Below are 17,724 nucleotides of genomic sequence, written 5' to 3' on the forward strand. Positions count from 1 at the left end.
ATTCCAGTTCGTAGACACTCACCGCGTGTCGGACTCGAATCGTCCGAGGTCGGAAAATCTACGGACCGAAAGAGATTCGATGGGGTGTATGGGACAGGTGGTGCGCCTGGGCCGAAGCCAGCGGATTTGCTGAAGGGGACGCACGCGGGTGCACCGAACGACTCCTGCGGCCAGGCAGCGAACCAGTCGAGTAGCCGATGATGCGCGGAATGTGAAAGCGTCGACTCGCGGCCACCCGTCGATGTGCGGCGCTGCGGCGATCGTTGACGGATGCGGGGGACCGAAACACATGGCAGACACCAGAAATGACGCGATGCCCACGGCACCGCACGCCGCCGCGAATCGCACCGTGGAGCCCGTCGCCCGCACGGTGCCCGGCCCGGGGTTCCGTGATCGGCTGCGTACTCACACCGACTTCGTCCGCGGCCCCGAAGGGCATCAGGCGGTGTGGGGTCTGCTCGGCGCGACCATGATCACCTGCGGCGGTTTCGGCGCCGGCGCGACCCGCGTCCACGACCCGCTGATGGAGGATCTGCACCTGTCTTGGCTGCGGTTCGGGCACGGCTACGCGCTCGCCACGATCATGGTCTGGATCGGCGTGCTGCTGATGATCGCCTCGTGGGTTCGGCTGGGCCGCACCGTGATCCGGGGCGGATCCGGGGTGACGCTGCGCGAGTTGCGCGCTGTCGTGGCGCTGTGGAGCGTCCCGCTGGTGTTCGCGGCGCCCCTGTTCAGCCGCGACGCCTACTCCTACCTCGCCCAGGGCGCGCTGCTGCGCGACGGCTTCGACCCGTACGCGGTCGGGCCGGTCTTCAATCCCGGTGTGCTGCTGGACAATGTGAGCGAGGTCTGGACCCACACGACCGCGCCCTACGGGCCGATCTTCCTGCTGCTCGGCCGCGCGGTCACCGGCGTCACCGGTGACAACGTCATAGCGGGAACCATCGCGCTGCGACTGGTGATGCTGCCCGGCCTGGCGTTGATGGTATGGGCGGTGCCGTATCTGACCAGGCATCTCGGCGGCAGGCCCGCGGTCGCGCTGTGGCTCGCGGTGCTCAATCCGCTGGTGCTGATCCATCTGCTCGGCGGCGTGCACAACGAGATGCTGATGGTCGGGCTGATGTGCGCGGCGATCGCGCTGGTGCTGGAGCGTCAGCACGCGGCGGGGATCGTGGTGCTCTCGATCGGCGTCGCGATCAAGGCGACCGCGGGTGTCGCACTGCCGTTCCTGGTGTGGATCTGGATGCTGCACGAGCGTGAGCGGCGGGCCGCGCAGCGAGCCGGACGCTCGCCCGAGAATCTGCCGAACAACGAACGGCCGCACGACGCGGCACAGCCGACCCCCGACATGCCGCATCCCGCACGGATCTTCGCGAGGATCGCGGGCCTGGGCTTGGGCGTGTTCGCCGCGGTCTTCGCGGCTGCCACGATGCTCGCCGGTGTCGGTATCGGCTGGCTGACCGCGCTGTCCGGATCGAAGAAGATCATCCAATGGCTCTCGCTGCCGACGATACTGCGCGACATCATCGCCGCGCAGACCCCGCTGAACCCGGACACCCTGCTCGACCCGCTCCGGGCACTGTGCATGCTGGCGCTGGTGGCGGTGCTGGCCTGGACCTGGTGGCGGTTCCGGCACAGCGAGCGGGAAGCGGTGCTGGGCATCGTGATCGCCTTCGTCGCGATCGTCGTCCTCTCCCCCGCCGCGCTGCCCTGGTACTACTCGTGGCCCCTCGCACTGGCTGCGGGTTTCGCGCTGTCCACCACCACGCTGATGACGCTGGTTGGCCTGTGCACCTGGCTGATGCTGGTGTTCAATCCGGATGGGTCCCACGGGATGTACAACCTCTGGCACGTCACCGCCGCCACCGCCGTGGCCACGGTCGCGGCGCTCTCGCTACGGACGGTCGACCCGCTGCGCCTGCGCTCCCCGTCACCGTCGCGACCGGCCGAATCCGTCCGTGAGTAGGCTGCGATAGTGCCCCTGGTCGAGGTCGTCTACGCCCCACATGTCCCCGAGTCCACCCTGCGGAAGCTGGGTGATGTTCTGCCGCACCTGGTTTCCCTCGCGGTCGAGTGCCCCGAGGAGCCCTACGACGGCGACCTGCAACCCGGTGATGTGGAGGTCCGGTTCCGCGCCCTCGGCCCGTACGACCGCTGCGGCCTCGACGTGGTGGTCGAGATCCGCTCGAAGTTCTTCCCGAGCCGGGCCGAGAACCGCCAGGAACGGGTTGACGAGTTGCACGAGAGCCTCGAAAAGGCCACGGGCCTGGACGATTTCGGGATCTATCTGTCGATGCCGGTGGCGGCTTGGGCGCAGGGCGAGGACGACTGAGGCGATGTCCTCGCCGTAACTCACCGTCCGTGCCAGGGTTCGGGGGGTTCCCGGGTGTCGAATTGGTCTTGGGCGGCGAGGATCTGGGCGACATTCTGCTCGGCCCAGTTCTTGAAGGCTTCGGTTGGAGTCCGCAAGCTTTCGCCGAGTGAGGTGAGGGTGTATTCGACCCGGGGTGGGATGGTGGGGTGCTGGGTGCGGGTCAGCAACCCGCTGCGTTCCAGACTGCGGAGGGTCTGACTGAGCATCTTCGGGGAGATTCCTTCGAGGCGGCGGCGGAGTTCGCCGTAGCGCAGGGTGCCACCACCCAGGGCCGCGATCACCAGCAGCGCCCACTTGTCCGCTATGAGATTCAAGACCATGCGTGCGGGGCAGTCACGCAGATAAGCATTGGCTCCGCCGAAGTCACGCAGGTCCAGAGTGGTATCCATCAGGTACATATATATCAAGAAGGTGCCTTCTTCACACCGAGTAGTGGTGCGCCGAGACTGGTTGGCATGCGAATCACACTTCAGGAATCCTTCGGTGGCACAGCGGTTCTCGAGATCAGCGAGGTGTCCCGGCCCGAGCCGGGACCGGGACAGGTGCTGATCGCGCTCGGTGCGAGCGGTGTCAATCCGGTCGATGTCGTGGTGCGGGCCGGGAGCTACCGGCCACGGGACGGTGTCGGTAGTGAGACGGTCGACCTGCGCGAGTCCGGCTTCGCTACACCGCCGTTCACGCTCGGCTGGGATATCGCGGGGACGGTGGCGGCCCTCGGGCCGGGGGTGTCGGCTTTCCAGCCCGGTGACGAGGTGTTCGGACTGCTCGCGTTTCCCGCGCTCGCCTCGGCGCACGCGGACTACGTCCTGGCTTCGCCCAACGAACTGGTGCGCAAGCCCGACTCGCTGACCATGCAGCAGGCGGGTGCACTACCCCTTGTCGGTCTCACCGCCTGGCAGGGGCTCGTCGGCACTGCGAATATCGCTGCCGGGCAGCGAGTTCTGGTGCACGCGGCCGCCGGTGGAGTCGGGCACATCGCGGTCCAGATAGCCAAGGCTCGCGGGGCCTATGTCATCGGAACCGCGAGCGCCACCAACAGCGAGTTCGTGGCCGGCCTCGGCGCGGACGAGGTGATCGACTATCGGGCAACGGAATTCGAGAAGGTCGTCGATCCGGTGGATGTGGTCTTCGACCTGGTCGGCGGTGCGTATGCAGAACGCTCGCTGGCGGTTCTGAAGCCCGGCGGGCAGCTCATTGCCGCGGTGGGTGTCTATCTCGGCATTACGCCGGAACGTGCGAACCAGGCCGGCGTGCGGTTCGGGTATGTGGATGTCCGTCCGTCGGCTGCCGATCTCGCCGAGTTGGTACGGCTGGCCGATACCGCCGCGCTGACCGTGCGAGTCGCGCACGCTGTGCCGTTGGCCGATATCGCCAAGGCACACGAGTTGGTCGAAGGTGCGCATATGGCCGGAAAAGTCGTCCTGGTTCCCTGAGCGGTTCGGGGGTGGGCAGCGCGCACTCCATGCGGGTGCCGGTCACCGCTCGGACGGCGTGGCGCGTGTCCGGGGGTCCAGGGCCGGCGCGACCCAGTGACGGAGATAGCGGCGTAGGTCGGCGCCCTCGCGCGGTGGGTCGCCGGGGTCGATGATGAACGACTGCAGCGTGCGCAGCATCATCTCGATCAACTCATCGCGTGCGGTGTCGTCGAATCCCGCTGCGGGCCAGTCTACGTCGAAGCGATCCAGGATGGAGCGGCCGAAGTCGCGGGCTATCGACGACGTCACGCCGGCGGCCAAGCCGACTCGGCGGCCGGGGGTCATGAGCAGGGCGACCTGTGGCTCCCGGGGTAGACGTTCGAGGGTTCGGGCGATGCCTTCGACCACCGCGGTGGCGGGGTCGGTGATTCCGGCCAGGTCCCGGGCGAGCACGTCCACGAAGTCGCCTGCCGCGCGCTCGGCGGCGGCCGCGAGGAGGGCATCGGTGCCCGGGAAGTAGCGATACACCGTCTGCCGGGACACCCCGAGCGCGCGGGCGACGTCGGCGATTCCCGGCTCCAGGCCGCGGTCGATCGCCCCGCGAGCCGCCTCGAGAATGCGATCGACCGCTTCCGCGTCGCTGGTTGGCCGCGTGCCGGCCCAGCCGTGTGTGCGCATCGGGCCACCCTAATACGGCAAAAGGGAGCGTGAACACTCATCCGCTCCTGAATCCCGCGCCCCTGGACGAGAACCTCACTCGCCGCGCTCTGAATTTCGCCCTGAACCGCAGCACGCAACTGGCCGAGGATGTGCTGCGGGTGCCGCTGACCTACTACCGCGACGAGAAGCTGGTGCAGCTCGAGCAGGACAACGTGCTGCGCCGCACACCGCTGGCGATCGTGCCCGGCGCACAGCTCGCAGCGCCCCACGACTTCGTGGTGCGCTCGGTGCTGGGTGATTCCCTGTTGATCACCAGGGATCGCGACGGCAAAAGCCATGTCTTCCTGAACTATTGCCGCCATCGTGGGGCGATGCCCGCCTGCGGCTCCGGCAACGCGAAGCGGTTCGCCTGCCCGTATCACGCGTGGACCTACGACTCGACGGGCAAGCTGGTGGGTGTGCCGGGCAAGGAAGGCTTCACCGGCATGGACCGCGCCGACTACGGGCTGGTCGAACTACCCGCCGAGGAACGCCACGGATTCATCTGGGCGGTGCTGACCGCGGGCGCGGACATCGATCTCGACACCCATCTAGGTCCGCTGGATGCCGAACTCGCGCAATGGAATTACTCGGCGTACGGGTATCACGACGATCGCGAATTCCAGTCCGAGGTCAGCTGGAAGGGTGCGCTGGAAGCCTTCGCCGAGGGCTACCACTTTCCGTTCGTGCACGGCGAGAGCGTGATCGGGCAGAACACGCTGGCCAACACCATGGTGTTCGACAAGTTCGGCAAGCACCACCGCATGGGCTTTCCCTTCACCTGGATCACCGACCTCGACGCCGATCCGACCGGGTCCTGGGATCCCTCCCATCAGATGGGGGTCATCTACTGGGTCTACCCGAACCTCATCCTGGCCAACAGCCCCGTCGGGGTGGAGATCATCGACATGCTGCCCGTCGACTCCCCCACCCGCTGTACGGTCCGGCACAGCTGGATGAGCCGGGTCCCGGCCACCACCGCCGAACAGCGCGAGCTGTACGACCAGATCTACGCACAGGTCCACGCCGCGGTCCGCGACGAGGATTTCGCCATGCTGCCCCAGTGCGGGGAGGCCGTTCGCCGGGGCCAGCACGATCATATGATCATCGGGCGCAACGAGATCGGTGTGCAGAACATGATTCGGGTGTTCGCCGAGGAGCTGGGGATTTCTCTCGGCTGAGGCCGAGGTGGCGCCGGATCGCTTGGGTCGGCTCGTCTGGGGCTAGGGTGTGCACGTGGCCGAGTGGATCAGCGTGTACTGCCGCGAGACGATCCGGCTCGAGCCCGAGCGGATTCGCGGATGGATCGAGGTCGCCGACCTGGCGACCTGGGCCGAAACGGTGTACGACGACGATGAACTGGCGGCAGCAGCAGCGGATTCGGTCGCCGCGAATCTCAGAGTGCATGCCGGTTCGCCGCTCGAGGTGCACTGGACGGAGTCCGGTCATCCACTGCTGATCTCGGTCAACACCGCACCTGCGGAAGAGGTTTCGGAGATCCTCGACGAAGTGATCGCTGAGGCCACCGGTCCCGGGCCGGAGCGGATCCGCGATCATCTGGCCGCTGTACGCCTCGCGATCAATATCGAGATGTCGGCGGCGGATTCCAGGTCCATGGGGGCGGTGCTCGGTGAGATCGTCGCGCTCGAGCTGGCCGCGGCCGGCGACGGGCTGGTGTGGTTCTTCGACAAGGACTGGGTGTCGCCCGAGGACCCCGCCGACACCGTGTGGACCAGGGGCTGATTCACCGGCCCGGGCACTTGGCCGACCGAGAACCGCCGGTCCACATCCGAAAGTTGATGCCTCCCGCAGCCGAGCGCAGTTCACCGGTGGTGGCGATCTCGGCGCTGCGGCTGCCTGGGCAGCGGAGTCAGAACAGGTTGCCCCGCCCGAACGAGACGAACTCGGCTTCGAGTTCGGCCTTGGCGGAAGCCGTCAGGGGTTCGTACTCGGGTTTGCCGCGGCCGAACCAGTGGTAGATGGGCTCCTCGGTGTGCCAGCGCTGTTCCTGGAGTTCACGTTTGAGCACCTTGTTCGAGCCGGTGACCGGGAGGCGGGCGGAGACGCGGAGCAGGCGGGGCGCGCCTTTCGAGCCGAGATCATCCTGGGCCATGAGGAACTCGGCGAACTCCGTGGGGTCGAAGGATTTCGGATCCGCTACCTCGATGGCCGCCATCACCCGGTCACCGGAGCGCGGGTCCGGGACGCCGTACACGGCGGCGGCGATCACCGCGGGATGTCGCCGGATCACCTGTTCGATCATCAGTGTCGAGGTGTTCTCCCCGTCGACGCGCAGCCAATCGCCCTTGCGGCCACCGAAATACAGGAAACCTGCCTCGTCGATGTAGCCGAGGTCGCCGGTCCAATACCAGCCGTTGCGCAGGCGCTCGGCATCGGCGACATCGTTCTTGTAGTAGCCCTCGAAGACGATCGCGCCCGCCTTGTCGACCATCTCGCCGACCGATTCGTCGGCGTTCAGCACACGGCCGTGGCTGTCCAGCACCGCGCGCGGACAGTCCTCGAGCGTCTCCGGATTCACCACCGCCACACCGGGATGCGCCGGGCGGCCCAGTGCGCTGGCGGGGGCGGCAGGATCCAGCGCGGCCAGGGCGGGGCCTTCGCTCGAGCCGTATCCCTCGAACAACTCGGCACCGAAGCGGCGGCGGAACTCGGCCTGGTCGGCCACCGACGCCTCGGTGCCGAATCCGCGGACCAGGGTGGTGTCGGCGTCCTGCGGGGTCGCCGGGGTGGCGAGCAGATAGCCCAGCGCCTTGCCCACGTAGGTGAAGAAGGTCGCGCCGAAATACCGTACGTCGGAGAGGAATCCGGTCGCCGAGAACTTCGGGGTCAGGCACACCGTCGCGCCGTTCACCAGGGCCGGCGCCCACAGGGCCATGATCGCGTTGCCGTGGAACAGCGGCATGCAGCAGTAGTCCACGTCCTCGCGGATGTGGCCGAACTTGTCGCTGGCCGCGTAGCCGAGGATCGCCAGCCGGCGCTGGGTGCACTTGACCGCCTTCGAGGTGCCGGTCGTGCCCGAGGTGAACAGCAACAGCAGCAGGGCCTCCGCACCGGCGTGCGCGACCGGCTCGGCCGCGTACGCCGCCAGTCGCTCGGTATAGGCCGGGTCGTCCACCAGCAGGAACCGATCCTGCTCCAAGCCGAGGTCGAGTCCGCTCAGGCGGGCCATGCCGGCCGCGTCGGTGACGATCAGCTGGCAGTCGACGTAGCGGATGTCGGCCGCCAGCTGCGCGTTGCCGCGGGTGGGATTGATGCCGACGACGGTCGCGCCCGCCAGCGCGGCCGCACCCAGCCAGAAGACGAAATCGGGCACGTTGTCCAGCAGTACGCCGATATGGAACGGCCCGTCGCGCCGCAGGTCGCGGGCCAGTTCGGCGCGTGCCGCCGATTCCCGCACCACCGCGTCCCACGTCCAGTCCCGCTCCCGGGTGCGCAGACCGAGCCGCTCGTCACCGAGCCGGTCGAGCAGCAGGCTCGCGATGTCCGCACGCCGCTCGACCGGGTTCTGCGCCGCCGGGGCTGCCGCCGTTTGGTCCGTCATGTCCGATTCGCCTTTCATTCGCCGAGTCTCGCGCTTCTCACACGCCCGGGTACACGAGTTCGACGTACTCGCTGGGCAGTTCGTCGAACGACAGCTTGCGGATCTCGACCGGGCCCGAGTGGTAGGAGTCCTCGCCGATGATCAGCCCGGCCTCGCTCACCGGCCACAGCAGCAGCTGCCGGAACGAGATCAGGTAGTCGGCTTCGGGATCCTCGATCGGGAGGCCGATCCGGGCCGCGTACGCGCCCGGGTAGATCTGGCGCAGATAGCCTTCGGTGACCACGCAGTCGTCGTCGACCAGCAGGCGGTCCAGTTCGAACTCCAGGATGTTCGACTTGCTCGCCACGAACGCCGCGTAGTAGTCGCGCACGCCGTCCCAGCCCTTCGGGCCGACATCCTGACCGAACTGCCAGAAGTGGTAATTCGGTTCGGCCACCAGGGTTTTCATCAGACCGTCCAGGTCCGGCACCGCTTCGGCCTTCATGTGCGCGATGACGATCTCGAGCACCCGGCGGTGCCGCTCGTTGGCGGTGACGGCGAGCCGCTCCTCGAGCAGCTTCCAGGTCTTGGTGGGTTCGACGATGGGCATGGTGTGAATCTCCTTCTCCCGCACCGGCTGTGCCGTGCCCGTCGATCGTCGCCGAGCGGAGTGATCTGGATCACCCGCCGCCCGTCGCGGGTATCACCTTCCCGACCCGACGCCTGTCGGGTCGGGCGGGGCCGACAGCTGCGTGGACGAGAGCGCCATGCGGCGCACGAACAACGCCAGCGTGGCCGTGAACCGGTCCAGCGCGTCGTCGACATCCCAGCCCATCACGGCCTCCACCTGCGCGATGCGCGCGGCCACCGTGGAGTGATGCAGATGCAGCTCGGTCGCGGTGCGGCGCAGTGTGCCGAAGACGCAGAACGCCTCGAGGGTGTCGACCGCGAGTGCGCCCGCCTCGGTCGCGGCGAACTCGTTGACGCGCGTCACGTCGGCGACGCCGAGCAACCGCTGGACCGGCAGGTCCGCGAGCAACTCCAACGCGCCGAGGCGCTCGAAGGCGATCACCCGGCGTCCGTGCCAGGTCGACGAGGCGAAGCGCAGGGCCCGCCGCGCCTGCTCCCAGGACGTGGCCGCCGCGTATGCGGGCAACCGCTCCCCCACACCGATCCACGGGCCCTCGGCTCCTGTTCGGGATGCCGGAAACGCTTGCACCACAGCTGCATTCAAGGTGTCCGAGAGGCCGCGATCAACCATCGAGAGCCGTCCGGGCCCGGCTGTGCTCGACTCTGCGACGTCCGTGCCCCGGCCTGAACGCACGGCACCGTTCGTCCCGCCGGCGTCATGCCCGTGGTTGCCGAGATCCACCGTGCCGTCGGATATTCCGAAGTCCTGGACCAGGATCGCCGTGGTCGATCCGATCGTCGCCTGCCGCAGCACCGGCACATGCTCGCCGATGATCCGCACGGCGACCGCGGCCCCGGGCCCGGCCACCGCGAGAACCCTGGTGAACCGAGCCGGGTCGAGCCCGAGCAGCCGCATCGCGCGGACTCGGTCCTCGCGCCGTTCCTTCTCCGACAGCACCACTTCCAGCAGCGCGGGATCATCCATGCGCAGCGGGTTCGGCGCCTGCCGCGCGGCCACCACCCGCAGACAGTGCCGTAACCGATCCAGCACCACGTCATCGAGCGGATGCGGGGCCGCCGCCCAGGACGGCACGTGGTCGGGCTCGGTCGCGCGTGGCTGTCCATCGGGCCGCTCGAGCCAGACCACGGGTTCCGAGTCCTCCGGTTCGGGTCCGGCGGTGCGGGCGGGCAACAACCTGCCCGCCGCGTCGTATCGAATCACCGGACCGCCGGGCCAGCTCGCGCCGACCGGGCATTCGGCCAGCAGCGCGGCCGCGCGAATGACGGTGTCGGCGTTGGCCGCCGATTCATCGAAGGCGTCGAAGTAGTCGATGACCCGCAGCATCGCGGCCGCGTCGCCGGTCAATTCGGACAGCCGGGCCACGTTCGCGGTCGGCGCAGGCTCGAGCACACTGCTCCCTCCACATCGATGGAATGTCCGATCAGGCTTACGCGATGGCGGGCGGAATCATCGGAAATCGACTAGATCGTTCAACTGGGTGGGACTCGAGTTGGCAGCGGAATGCACCGGCGTTCGAGCACTCCGCCGGATGGCGGCTCAGGGCCGGGATTCGTCGCGATTCCGGGGAGCCTCCGGGTATTCCCTGATGTGCGTAGCGAATTCGGCTACCTACCCTTCTCGCATGAACGGAAGAGTCCGCCATTCGACGGAAGCCTGCGGCCGGTGGCGCCCATGAATTCCCGAGCCGTCCGAGGTGTATCCGCCCTCGTTGTATTGCTGATCTCGGCCGTCGCAGCGGGCTGCGCGCAAACGAAGAACGCGTCCGATGATGCCTATCATTCGGTGGACGTGACGATCCAGAATTCCGGAACAACCATCGGCGGCACCTTGACCGTCCCCGACAAGGACGGCCCTTTTCCCGCGGTGGTCCTGATTCCCGGCGGTGGAAAGCACAATCGGGACGAGGAATTCGCGCAGCACAAGCCCTTCCTGGTGCTGGCCGACGCGTTCACCAGGGCGGGATTCGCGGTGCTCCGAACAGACGACCGCGGGGTCGGCGCGACGACCGGCGACAAGAGCGAGGCCACCTACGACGACATGGCTTCGGATGTACTCGCGCAGATCTCGTTCCTGCGGGAACGGCCGGATATCGACCGCACGCGAATCGGGCTGCTCGGCCACAGCCAGGGCGGCACGCTGGCGCCCCTGGTAGCGCAGAAGGCGCCTGACAGTGTGGCGTTCGCGATGCTGATGGCGGGGCCGGCACAGACGGGATGCGAGGTGCTCGCGCATCAGATGCGCGTACAGCTCCGCGCGGCCGGAACCTCCACCGCCGATGAACTGGCGGCCAGTGATGCGGCCGTGCGCACCGAATGCGATCTCCTCCGCGAAGGCAATTTCGACCAAGCGCGCACGAATGCCAGAGCCGCGAATCAGCGCCTGCCCGAGAACCAACGGGCCGCCGACGCGGATATCGACAGGGCGATCAACCAGGAATACGCCGCCCAGGCTACCTACGATCCCGAACCGGCGCTGCGCGCACTCCGGATACCCACCCTCGCATTGTTCGGAACCAAGGATGTTCAGGTCGATGCCGCGGTGAACGACCCTCTCATGAGGAGCTTTCTGGCCGGTAATCCGGCCGCGACCGTGCACACCTTCGACGGTGCCAATCACCTGATGCAGTCGGCGCAGACCGGCATGCCCGACGAATATGTATCGATTGCCACGACTATCGACCCGTCGGTGCTCGACTACATGACAGCGTGGCTGAATCGGGTCGTGCAGAGATAGGCCCGATTCAGACCGAAGATGTGGGAGCTTCGGCGCTTTCTACGCCATGTCGCGTGCGCTGCCGGTAGGCACTGGGCGGACTGCCGGTCCATCGAGTGAACGAACGGCTGAACGCCGCGGCGCTGGTGTAGCCGAGGCGGGCCGCTGTCTCCTTGACGGTGAGGTCGAGGATGTCGAGCATGTCGATCGCCAGCGCGTGACGCGTCTCCTCCTGCAGGAGCCGGAAGTTGGTTCCCTCCTCGGCGAGTCGTCTATGCAGGGTGCGGCGGTCCATGTTCAGTCCGGCCGCGATGTCGCTCGCAGTGGGCGCGGAGTGGATCTGCTGCAGCAGCATCGCGCGCGTTCTCGCGGCGAGCGGCCCGCGGTTGCGCTGCTGCAAGAGGTCCAGGCACTGCTGCTCGCACAGCGCGGCGGTGGCCGGATCCGGCATCGACATCGGTTCGGTGAGCAGATCGAGTGGGAACGTCAGTTCTGTGGTCGGGCGGTCGGCGACGATCCGAAGCCGCCGGAGCGGATCGTGTGCGAGGTCGGCGAGCATGCGGCTCATGCCATCGACCACTGTCGCCGCACGGTCGGCGGGAAGCGCCAGTTCCAACCGCGTATCGCCGAGCCGATCGACGAGTTGCGGACTGAGACAACGCAATACGATCACCCCGAAGATGATCGCGATGTCGCGTTCGAGCAGGAACGCACGCACGTCGGCGGGCAGGTGCCCGTGCTCGAACGTTATTCGCCCTCTCGTCTCGGTGAAACCGGCCGCGATGTCGATGAACCGATTGCCGATCCGCAGCGTTCGGAGGGCGACCTGCAGGGCTTCGCCGGCGGTGGGACTGCTGAGCATGGCGAAGCCGAGCAGGCCGAAGTTCGCCAGCGAGAAGCGCATCGCGACCTCGGTCCCGAGTCCCGGCCGGTCGCCGAGGGTCTGGACCAGGTTGCGCGCGACCGATAGCTCTTGTACGCCTTCGACTTCCAGATCGTCGGCATCAAGATCCGCGAGCACGAGTCCGGTCGAGGCGAGCAGTCGGCGCTCCGCGATCCCGTGATCGATTCCGACCTGGACCATGTGGCGGATTCCGATGATGCCGCGTCTGAAGTCCCACGACCTGCGCTCCACCGCGCCGAAAGTATCACGGTTCCGTCCCATCGGGTCATTCCCGCCTGCGCGGGCCGCTCGTACGTTGGCAGAGGGCCGTTCAGACGTCGGCCCGTGTACGGGGGGTCGTACCGCGTTCGAGTCGTTCCCCTCCCCGATGCGGAATCGCCCGCCCGAGACAAGGAGGGGCATAACCGATGCGTCCCATAGTGATTCGATGGCTGGGACTGGCCGCGCTCTGCTTCGCCGAGTTGCTGGTGTTCCTGGACAACACCATCGTCAACGTCGCGCTGCCGAAAGTCTCGACTGATCTGGGCGCAGATACGTCCGGTTTGCAGATGGTGGTGGACATGTACACGCTCGTGTTCGCCGGCCTGCTGCTGACCGGCGGGTATCTGGGTGATCGTTTCGGCCGCAAGACCGTGCTGCTGATCGGAATCGTCGGCTTCGCGGCGGTCTCCGCACTCGCGGCTCTCTCGCAGAACCTGGGGCAACTGATCGCCGCGCGCGCGGGCCTGGGACTCTTTGCCGCTCTTGTCTTTCCGGCCACCCTCGCGCTCGTGGTGATTCTGTTCGACGACCTCCGCGAGCGCGCGATCGCGGTCGCGACGTGGGCCGCGGTCGCCGGAGTCGCCGCCGCGATCGGCCCGGTGGTGGGCGGCTGGCTGCTCCATCACTACTCGTGGAGCTCGATCTTCTGGATCAACGTTCCCGCCGGCGCCCTCGCGCTGGTCGCGGTCGCGGCGCTCATACCGCCCAGCCGAAACCCCGATGCCGGCCGCTTCGATATCGGGGGCATGGTGCTGTCGATGGCCGGCATCACGATCGTCGTCTACAGCGTGATCGAGGCCCCGAACCACGGCTGGCTGACCCTTCGCACCATTGGCGGGATCGCGATCGGCGCGGCGGTCATCGCGGCCTATGCCGTCTGGGAGAGCCGGTTCCCGTCGCCCCTGTTCGACATTCGCCTGTTCCGCGACCGCAACTTCGCCGCGGCGGCACTGCTGCTGACCTTCGGCATGTTCGCGCTCATGGGTTTCGTGTTCCTGATGACTCAGTACTTCCAGGGCGTCAAAGAGTTCTCCCCCTTGGAGACCGGCACCCGCACACTGCCTTTCGCGATCGCGATGACGGTCTTCGCCGGGCCGAGCATGTGGCTGGGGTCGAAGATCGGGGCGGGTCGCACCGCGGTGCTCGGGTCGCTCGTCATGGCCGTGGCCTTCCTGCTGACCATCCGATACGACGCCCTCACCTCGTACTGGGGCGTGATCGCGCCCGTGATGGTCACACTGGCCGCGGGCGTGGCGCTCGTCGCGGGCCCGGCGACCTTGATGGTGCTCAACGAGCTGTCCACCGGCCAGGTCGGTGCGGGGTCGGCGGTCAACGACACGAGTCGCGAACTCGGCGGAACGCTGGGAGTAGCTGTACTCGGCTCGATCCTCGCCTCGGTCTACTCCGGGACGATCGCTTCCGATCTGGCCGGCATACCGCTGCCGCAGGAGGCACGCGATGCGGCGGCGAACTCGATGCTGACCGGGGTTCAGGCGGCCGGATCAATCCCGGGCCCTGTCGGCGCCCAACTCAGCGGTCTGGTCAAAGGCGCCTTCCTCGAAGGCTTTCACACTGCCTCTCTCACCGCCGGAGGTATTGCGGCAGTCGCCGCTGTCGCCGGGTGGCTGCTACTCGAGCCGAGCCGACACAGGGCGAGCACCGACAACATCACGACCGTGTCGGAGAGGAAGTCGGCGTCGCCGGTTACCTGATGCCACCGGCATTACGAATGGTGAGACCGGGTCCCGGCGTGGCAATTGCTCATCCTGACCGATCGACATGGTTCCCTTGTCGATGAAGGTGAGAAGAATGCGCTGAAGTGGTTATCACTGGTCGGGTGCGTTGAGCTTTGTCGGCTCGGTCGACCGAGCCGAACGGAATCGTCGAGGAGCCGCGAATGACGAATTCTGCGAGTCATGACCCACGGAATCTGGATCGGTCGCGACTGCCGATTCCGGATCCGCCATTCCAGGGAACGATCGGCACTACGTACGAGGATTCCGTTCCGGATTGGCCGGATCCGCCGTCAGCTCCGGCCGGCGCGCCCAACGTGGTCATCATGATGCTCGACGACGTCGGCTTCGGGCAGGTCGGGACATTCGGTGGTCCGGTCCCGACCCCCGCTCTCGACAAACTCGCCGAGGCGGGTCTGCGATACAACCGGTTTCACACGACGGCAATCTGCGGGCCCTCGAGGGCCGCGCTGCTGACCGGGCGCAACCACCACAACTGCGGCGCGGGATTCCTCGCGGAGTGGGCGACGGGTTTTCCGAGCTACACCAGCCTGATCCCGAAATCGACCGCGACGATCGGACGCACACTTCGGGAGAACGGCTACAACACCGCCTGGTTCGGCAAGAACCACAACACGCCCGATTGGTTGACCAGCGTGGTCGGCCCGTTCGATCGCTGGCCCACCGGACTCGGCTTCGACTACTTCTTCGGTTTCAACGCGGGCGAGACGAACTCCTTTTACCCGGCACTGTTCGAGAACACGCGCCCGGTGGAGCCCGATCGTGGGCCCGAGGATGGATACCACTTCATGACCGACATCACCGATCGGGCGATCGAGTGGCTGCGCTACGGCAAATCGGTGAACCCGGACAAGCCCGCTTTCCTCTACTTCGCCCCGGGTGCCATGCACGCTCCCCACCAGGTAACCCAGGAGTGGCGCGACCGGTTCCGCGGGCAGTTCGACAAAGGCTGGGATGCCGTTCGTGAGGAGACCTTCCAGCGGCAACTCGCGCTCGGAGTGATCCCACCGGGGACGGTCAACACCCCGCGGCCGGACTGGGTGGACCCGTGGGATTCGCTCTCGGAGGACGAGAAACGTGTGTGTGCCCGCTTCATGGAGAACTATGCCGGGTATCTCGCGTTCGTCGACCAGGAGTGCGGGCGTCTGATCGACGCCGTCAACGGGCTGCCCGATGCGGACAACACGCTGCTCTGCTTCATCGTCGGCGACAACGGCGCCAGCTCCGAGGGTGGTCCGCGCGGGACCGTGAACGAGATCATGAACCTCAACGGCATTCAGTCCGACGTCAGCGAGATCCTCGCGCGCATCGACGATATCGGCACTCCGAACAGCGAGTCCCACTACCCGATGGGCTGGGCTTGGGCGGGCAATGCGCCGTTCCAATGGGTCAAACAGGTCGCCAGCCACCTCGGCGGCACCCGCAATCCGATGATCGTCACATGGCCCTCCCGCATCACCGAGGCCGGCGGCATCCGCTCGCAGTTCACCCATTTGATCGACATCGTCCCGACCATCCTCGACATCGCCGGAATCCCCGCGCCGGACACGGTCGACGGCATCGACCAGAAGCCGATGGACGGGGTATCGATCGCCTCGACATTCGATTCAGCGGACGCACGCCCGACGCGGTCGCGACAGTATTTCGAGATCCTGGGCAACCGTGCGATCTATGACGACGGCTGGATCGCCTGCGCCCAGCACACCCGCCCATGGCGGATGGACATCGCGCCCGGGAACTGGGAGGCCGACCGCTGGGAGCTCTACAACCTCGACGAGGATTTCAGCGAGAGCCTCGACCTTGCCGACCAGCACCCCGACAAACTCGCGGAACTGAAAGAGCTCTTCGACCGCGAGTGTGTCACCTACGGGGTCTACCCGCTCGATGATCGTGGCTCGGCGCGGCTCAGCGTCCCCAAGCCCGCTCCAGGCGGAGCAGACCCGAACCGCACTCGGTTCACCTACTACCCGGGCACGTTGCGCTTGCCCGAGACCGCCGCACCGAATACCAAAAACCGTTCTCACGCAATCGAGGTGATACTCGACGGGCCCGGCGACGGCATTCTGGTCGCCGCAGGTGGATCCTCTGCGGGGTACGTGTTGTACGTGCACGACGGCCGACCTGTCTACCACTACAACTACTTCGGGTCCGAGCGCACGATCATCGAATCCGATCTGCCCTTGCCCGACGGTCCCTCGACCGTTCGCCTCGAGTTCGTCTATGACGGGGGCGGCCTCGGAAAGGGTGGCGAGGCAACACTGTTCGTGAATGACCAGGTCGGTGCTCGCGACCGGATCGAGCACACCGTCCCCGGACGGTTCGGGATCGACACCTTCAACATCGGCCGCGACACCGGTTCGCCCGTGAGCCCGCAGTACCCCATGCCCTTCGCGTTCACCGGGACGATCCGGCAGGTGGACATCGTGATCGCCGAGCCCGGAGTCAGCACGGACGAGGCACGGCTGCACGCCATGTTCGATGCGGGGAAAGACTATTGACAGCTTCGGTTCGGCGACCCGCCACCGCCCGACCGAGAGAGCAGGGATGCCGGCCGTTCACACTGCGAACGAGTGGAGGATGGCGAGACGGAGGGTCTGCCTGAACCGCACTACCCTTCCCCCAATAACCTGTGCTGCTCGGCATAACATGCCGTCGCCCTGCTCGAATCCGCACGCCCGAGCACCTCGGTCCCAGCGGGACCGACTCGTTAGTGCTCGGGCGCCGACAATACCGGGAGCGGATCTCGTGCCGGGACCCACGCTCGTGTCGGTTCGAGAGCCCAGCTCCCAGCTCCCGCATACTCCTGGGATGAGTTCGACGAAGTACGTAGAGATCGATGGCCTCGGCTTCTGGGCCGTCGACGACGCGCTCGACGTCTGGCTCGCATACCTGGTCGGTCAGATCGAACCAGAATCGCTTGCTGACGACCCCTGGCTCGGTGGAGTACACGATCACTGGCGGCGGGCCGCCGCACTCGATGATCATGGGGTGACCATGGTCATCGACAACGAACGTCAGCGGGACCTGATCCGCGCGTGCGCGCGAGCTGCTCGCAGCGCCGCGGTCGACGGTGGCGATATCGGTCCGGATCGGTTGCGGCAGTGGCTGATTCTCGATGGAACGGCTGTCTCGGATGGATTTGCCCGGCATCCGGAGGGAGTTGTGCTCACTCGCATCCTCGAGGTCGCGGACGGATTCATCGCGCTCCTGGAGGGCCGTTTGGAGCCGGCCCCCGACGGTAGCCGGTGGCACCTCGGGACCGGTGAAGGGATGCGCACGATCGAGCACCAATGAGACGGTGCGGACACAACCTGCTTTGGGCGTCGATCTACCAGACTTGTCCGCTGTTCACGCTGCGAACGATCCCGGCGCGGCGGGGGGGGCGGCGGGGCCCCCACCCCATACACAGCAC

15 protein-coding genes are annotated in these 17,724 nt (G+C 66.9%); 9 read left to right on the plus strand and 6 right to left on the minus strand.

Features of this window, described 5'->3' with window-relative positions:
- Window positions 1–313 precede the first annotated feature (313 nt).
- Together ACWIGI_RS40130 and ACWIGI_RS40135 are read left to right on the plus strand one after the other, a co-directional pair.
- Window positions 314–1,966: an alpha-(1->6)-mannopyranosyltransferase A gene (locus ACWIGI_RS40130; RefSeq protein WP_454208898.1), complete on the plus strand. Its 1,653-nt coding sequence runs from the start codon at window positions 314–316 to the stop codon at window positions 1,964–1,966.
- A 9-nt stretch (window positions 1,967–1,975) separates the two neighbouring features.
- Window positions 1,976–2,332, plus strand: a complete 357-nt coding sequence (locus ACWIGI_RS40135) for a hypothetical protein (protein WP_454208899.1) — start codon at window positions 1,976–1,978, stop codon at window positions 2,330–2,332.
- 20 nt (window positions 2,333–2,352) lie between these two features.
- On the opposite strand, the gene ACWIGI_RS40140 is transcribed toward ACWIGI_RS40135, so the two are convergent.
- Window positions 2,353–2,763: a winged helix-turn-helix transcriptional regulator gene (locus ACWIGI_RS40140; RefSeq protein WP_454208900.1), complete on the minus strand. Its 411-nt coding sequence runs from the start codon at window positions 2,761–2,763 to the stop codon at window positions 2,353–2,355.
- Between the two features lie 66 nt (window positions 2,764–2,829).
- Between ACWIGI_RS40140 and ACWIGI_RS40145 the strand changes: the two genes are divergently transcribed.
- Window positions 2,830–3,807: an NADP-dependent oxidoreductase gene (locus tag ACWIGI_RS40145; RefSeq protein ID WP_454208901.1), complete on the plus strand. Its 978-nt coding sequence runs from the start codon at window positions 2,830–2,832 to the stop codon at window positions 3,805–3,807.
- 42 nt (window positions 3,808–3,849) lie between these two features.
- Here the strand turns inward: ACWIGI_RS40145 and ACWIGI_RS40150 are convergent, their stop codons facing one another.
- Window positions 3,850–4,467: a TetR/AcrR family transcriptional regulator gene (locus tag ACWIGI_RS40150; protein WP_454208902.1), complete on the minus strand. Its 618-nt coding sequence runs from the start codon at window positions 4,465–4,467 to the stop codon at window positions 3,850–3,852.
- 29 nt (window positions 4,468–4,496) lie between these two features.
- Here ACWIGI_RS40150 and ACWIGI_RS40155 point away from each other — a divergent pair, with 29 nt between their 5' ends.
- Entirely contained in the window at window positions 4,497–5,669 is a 1,173-nt protein-coding gene (locus ACWIGI_RS40155; protein ID WP_454208903.1) for an aromatic ring-hydroxylating oxygenase subunit alpha, read from the plus strand.
- Window positions 5,670–5,724: 55 nt separating this feature from the next.
- Window positions 5,725–6,231, plus strand: a complete 507-nt coding sequence (locus ACWIGI_RS40160; RefSeq protein ID WP_454208904.1) for a hypothetical protein — start codon at window positions 5,725–5,727, stop codon at window positions 6,229–6,231.
- A gap of 127 nt (window positions 6,232–6,358) precedes the next feature.
- Here ACWIGI_RS40160 and ACWIGI_RS40165 read toward each other — a convergent pair whose 3' ends face one another.
- The 3 genes from ACWIGI_RS40165 to ACWIGI_RS40175 form a co-directional block, all read right to left on the minus strand.
- Window positions 6,359–8,050, minus strand: a complete 1,692-nt coding sequence (locus ACWIGI_RS40165; protein WP_454208905.1) for an AMP-binding protein — start codon at window positions 8,048–8,050, stop codon at window positions 6,359–6,361.
- Window positions 8,051–8,087: 37 nt separating this feature from the next.
- Window positions 8,088–8,639 (minus strand): nuclear transport factor 2 family protein, encoded by a 552-nt coding sequence (locus ACWIGI_RS40170; protein ID WP_454208906.1) that lies wholly within the window; start codon window positions 8,637–8,639, stop codon window positions 8,088–8,090.
- A 93-nt stretch (window positions 8,640–8,732) separates the two neighbouring features.
- Window positions 8,733–10,070: a PucR family transcriptional regulator gene (locus tag ACWIGI_RS40175; RefSeq protein ID WP_454208907.1), complete on the minus strand. Its 1,338-nt coding sequence runs from the start codon at window positions 10,068–10,070 to the stop codon at window positions 8,733–8,735.
- Window positions 10,071–10,394: 324 nt separating this feature from the next.
- Between ACWIGI_RS40175 and ACWIGI_RS40180 the strand changes: the two genes are divergently transcribed.
- A complete protein-coding gene (locus ACWIGI_RS40180) occupies window positions 10,395–11,414 on the plus strand; it encodes an alpha/beta hydrolase family protein (protein WP_454208908.1) in 1,020 nt (339 codons plus the stop codon).
- A 7-nt stretch (window positions 11,415–11,421) separates the two neighbouring features.
- Here the strand turns inward: ACWIGI_RS40180 and ACWIGI_RS40185 are convergent, their stop codons facing one another.
- The gene (locus tag ACWIGI_RS40185; RefSeq protein ID WP_454208909.1) at window positions 11,422–12,528 is read right to left on the minus strand and encodes a helix-turn-helix domain-containing protein; all 1,107 of its coding nucleotides are present in this window, start codon (window positions 12,526–12,528) and stop codon (window positions 11,422–11,424) included.
- A gap of 176 nt (window positions 12,529–12,704) precedes the next feature.
- Between ACWIGI_RS40185 and ACWIGI_RS40190 the strand changes: the two genes are divergently transcribed.
- From ACWIGI_RS40190 to ACWIGI_RS40200, 3 genes are all read left to right on the plus strand, one after another.
- On the plus strand, window positions 12,705–14,270 hold the full coding sequence (locus ACWIGI_RS40190) for an MFS transporter (protein ID WP_454208910.1): 1,566 nt from the start codon (window positions 12,705–12,707) through the stop codon (window positions 14,268–14,270).
- Window positions 14,271–14,455: 185 nt separating this feature from the next.
- Complete coding sequence (locus ACWIGI_RS40195; protein ID WP_454208911.1) at window positions 14,456–16,810, plus strand: arylsulfatase; 2,355 nt, start codon at window positions 14,456–14,458, stop codon at window positions 16,808–16,810.
- A 310-nt stretch (window positions 16,811–17,120) separates the two neighbouring features.
- A complete protein-coding gene (locus ACWIGI_RS40200) occupies window positions 17,121–17,606 on the plus strand; it encodes a hypothetical protein (protein ID WP_454208912.1) in 486 nt (161 codons plus the stop codon).
- Window positions 17,607–17,724: the final 118 nt, after the last annotated feature.

This window comes from Nocardia sp. NPDC055321 (assembly GCF_053645575.1).

Coding starts and splice junctions, on each gene's coding strand:
- ACWIGI_RS40140 (WP_454208900.1), bottom strand. CDS start 2,763: ATGGATACCACTCTGGACCTGCGTGACTTCGGCGGAGCCAATGCTTAT.
- ACWIGI_RS40165 (WP_454208905.1), bottom strand. CDS start 8,050: ATGACGGACCAAACGGCGGCAGCCCCGGCGGCGCAGAACCCGGTCGAG.
- ACWIGI_RS40150 (WP_454208902.1), bottom strand. CDS start 4,467: ATGCGCACACACGGCTGGGCCGGCACGCGGCCAACCAGCGACGCGGAA.
- ACWIGI_RS40130 (WP_454208898.1), top strand. CDS start 314: ATGCCCACGGCACCGCACGCCGCCGCGAATCGCACCGTGGAGCCCGTC.
- ACWIGI_RS40200 (WP_454208912.1), top strand. CDS start 17,121: ATGAGTTCGACGAAGTACGTAGAGATCGATGGCCTCGGCTTCTGGGCC.
- ACWIGI_RS40170 (WP_454208906.1), bottom strand. CDS start 8,639: ATGCCCATCGTCGAACCCACCAAGACCTGGAAGCTGCTCGAGGAGCGG.
- ACWIGI_RS40195 (WP_454208911.1), top strand. CDS start 14,456: ATGACGAATTCTGCGAGTCATGACCCACGGAATCTGGATCGGTCGCGA.
- ACWIGI_RS40145 (WP_454208901.1), top strand. CDS start 2,830: ATGCGAATCACACTTCAGGAATCCTTCGGTGGCACAGCGGTTCTCGAG.
- ACWIGI_RS40190 (WP_454208910.1), top strand. CDS start 12,705: ATGCGTCCCATAGTGATTCGATGGCTGGGACTGGCCGCGCTCTGCTTC.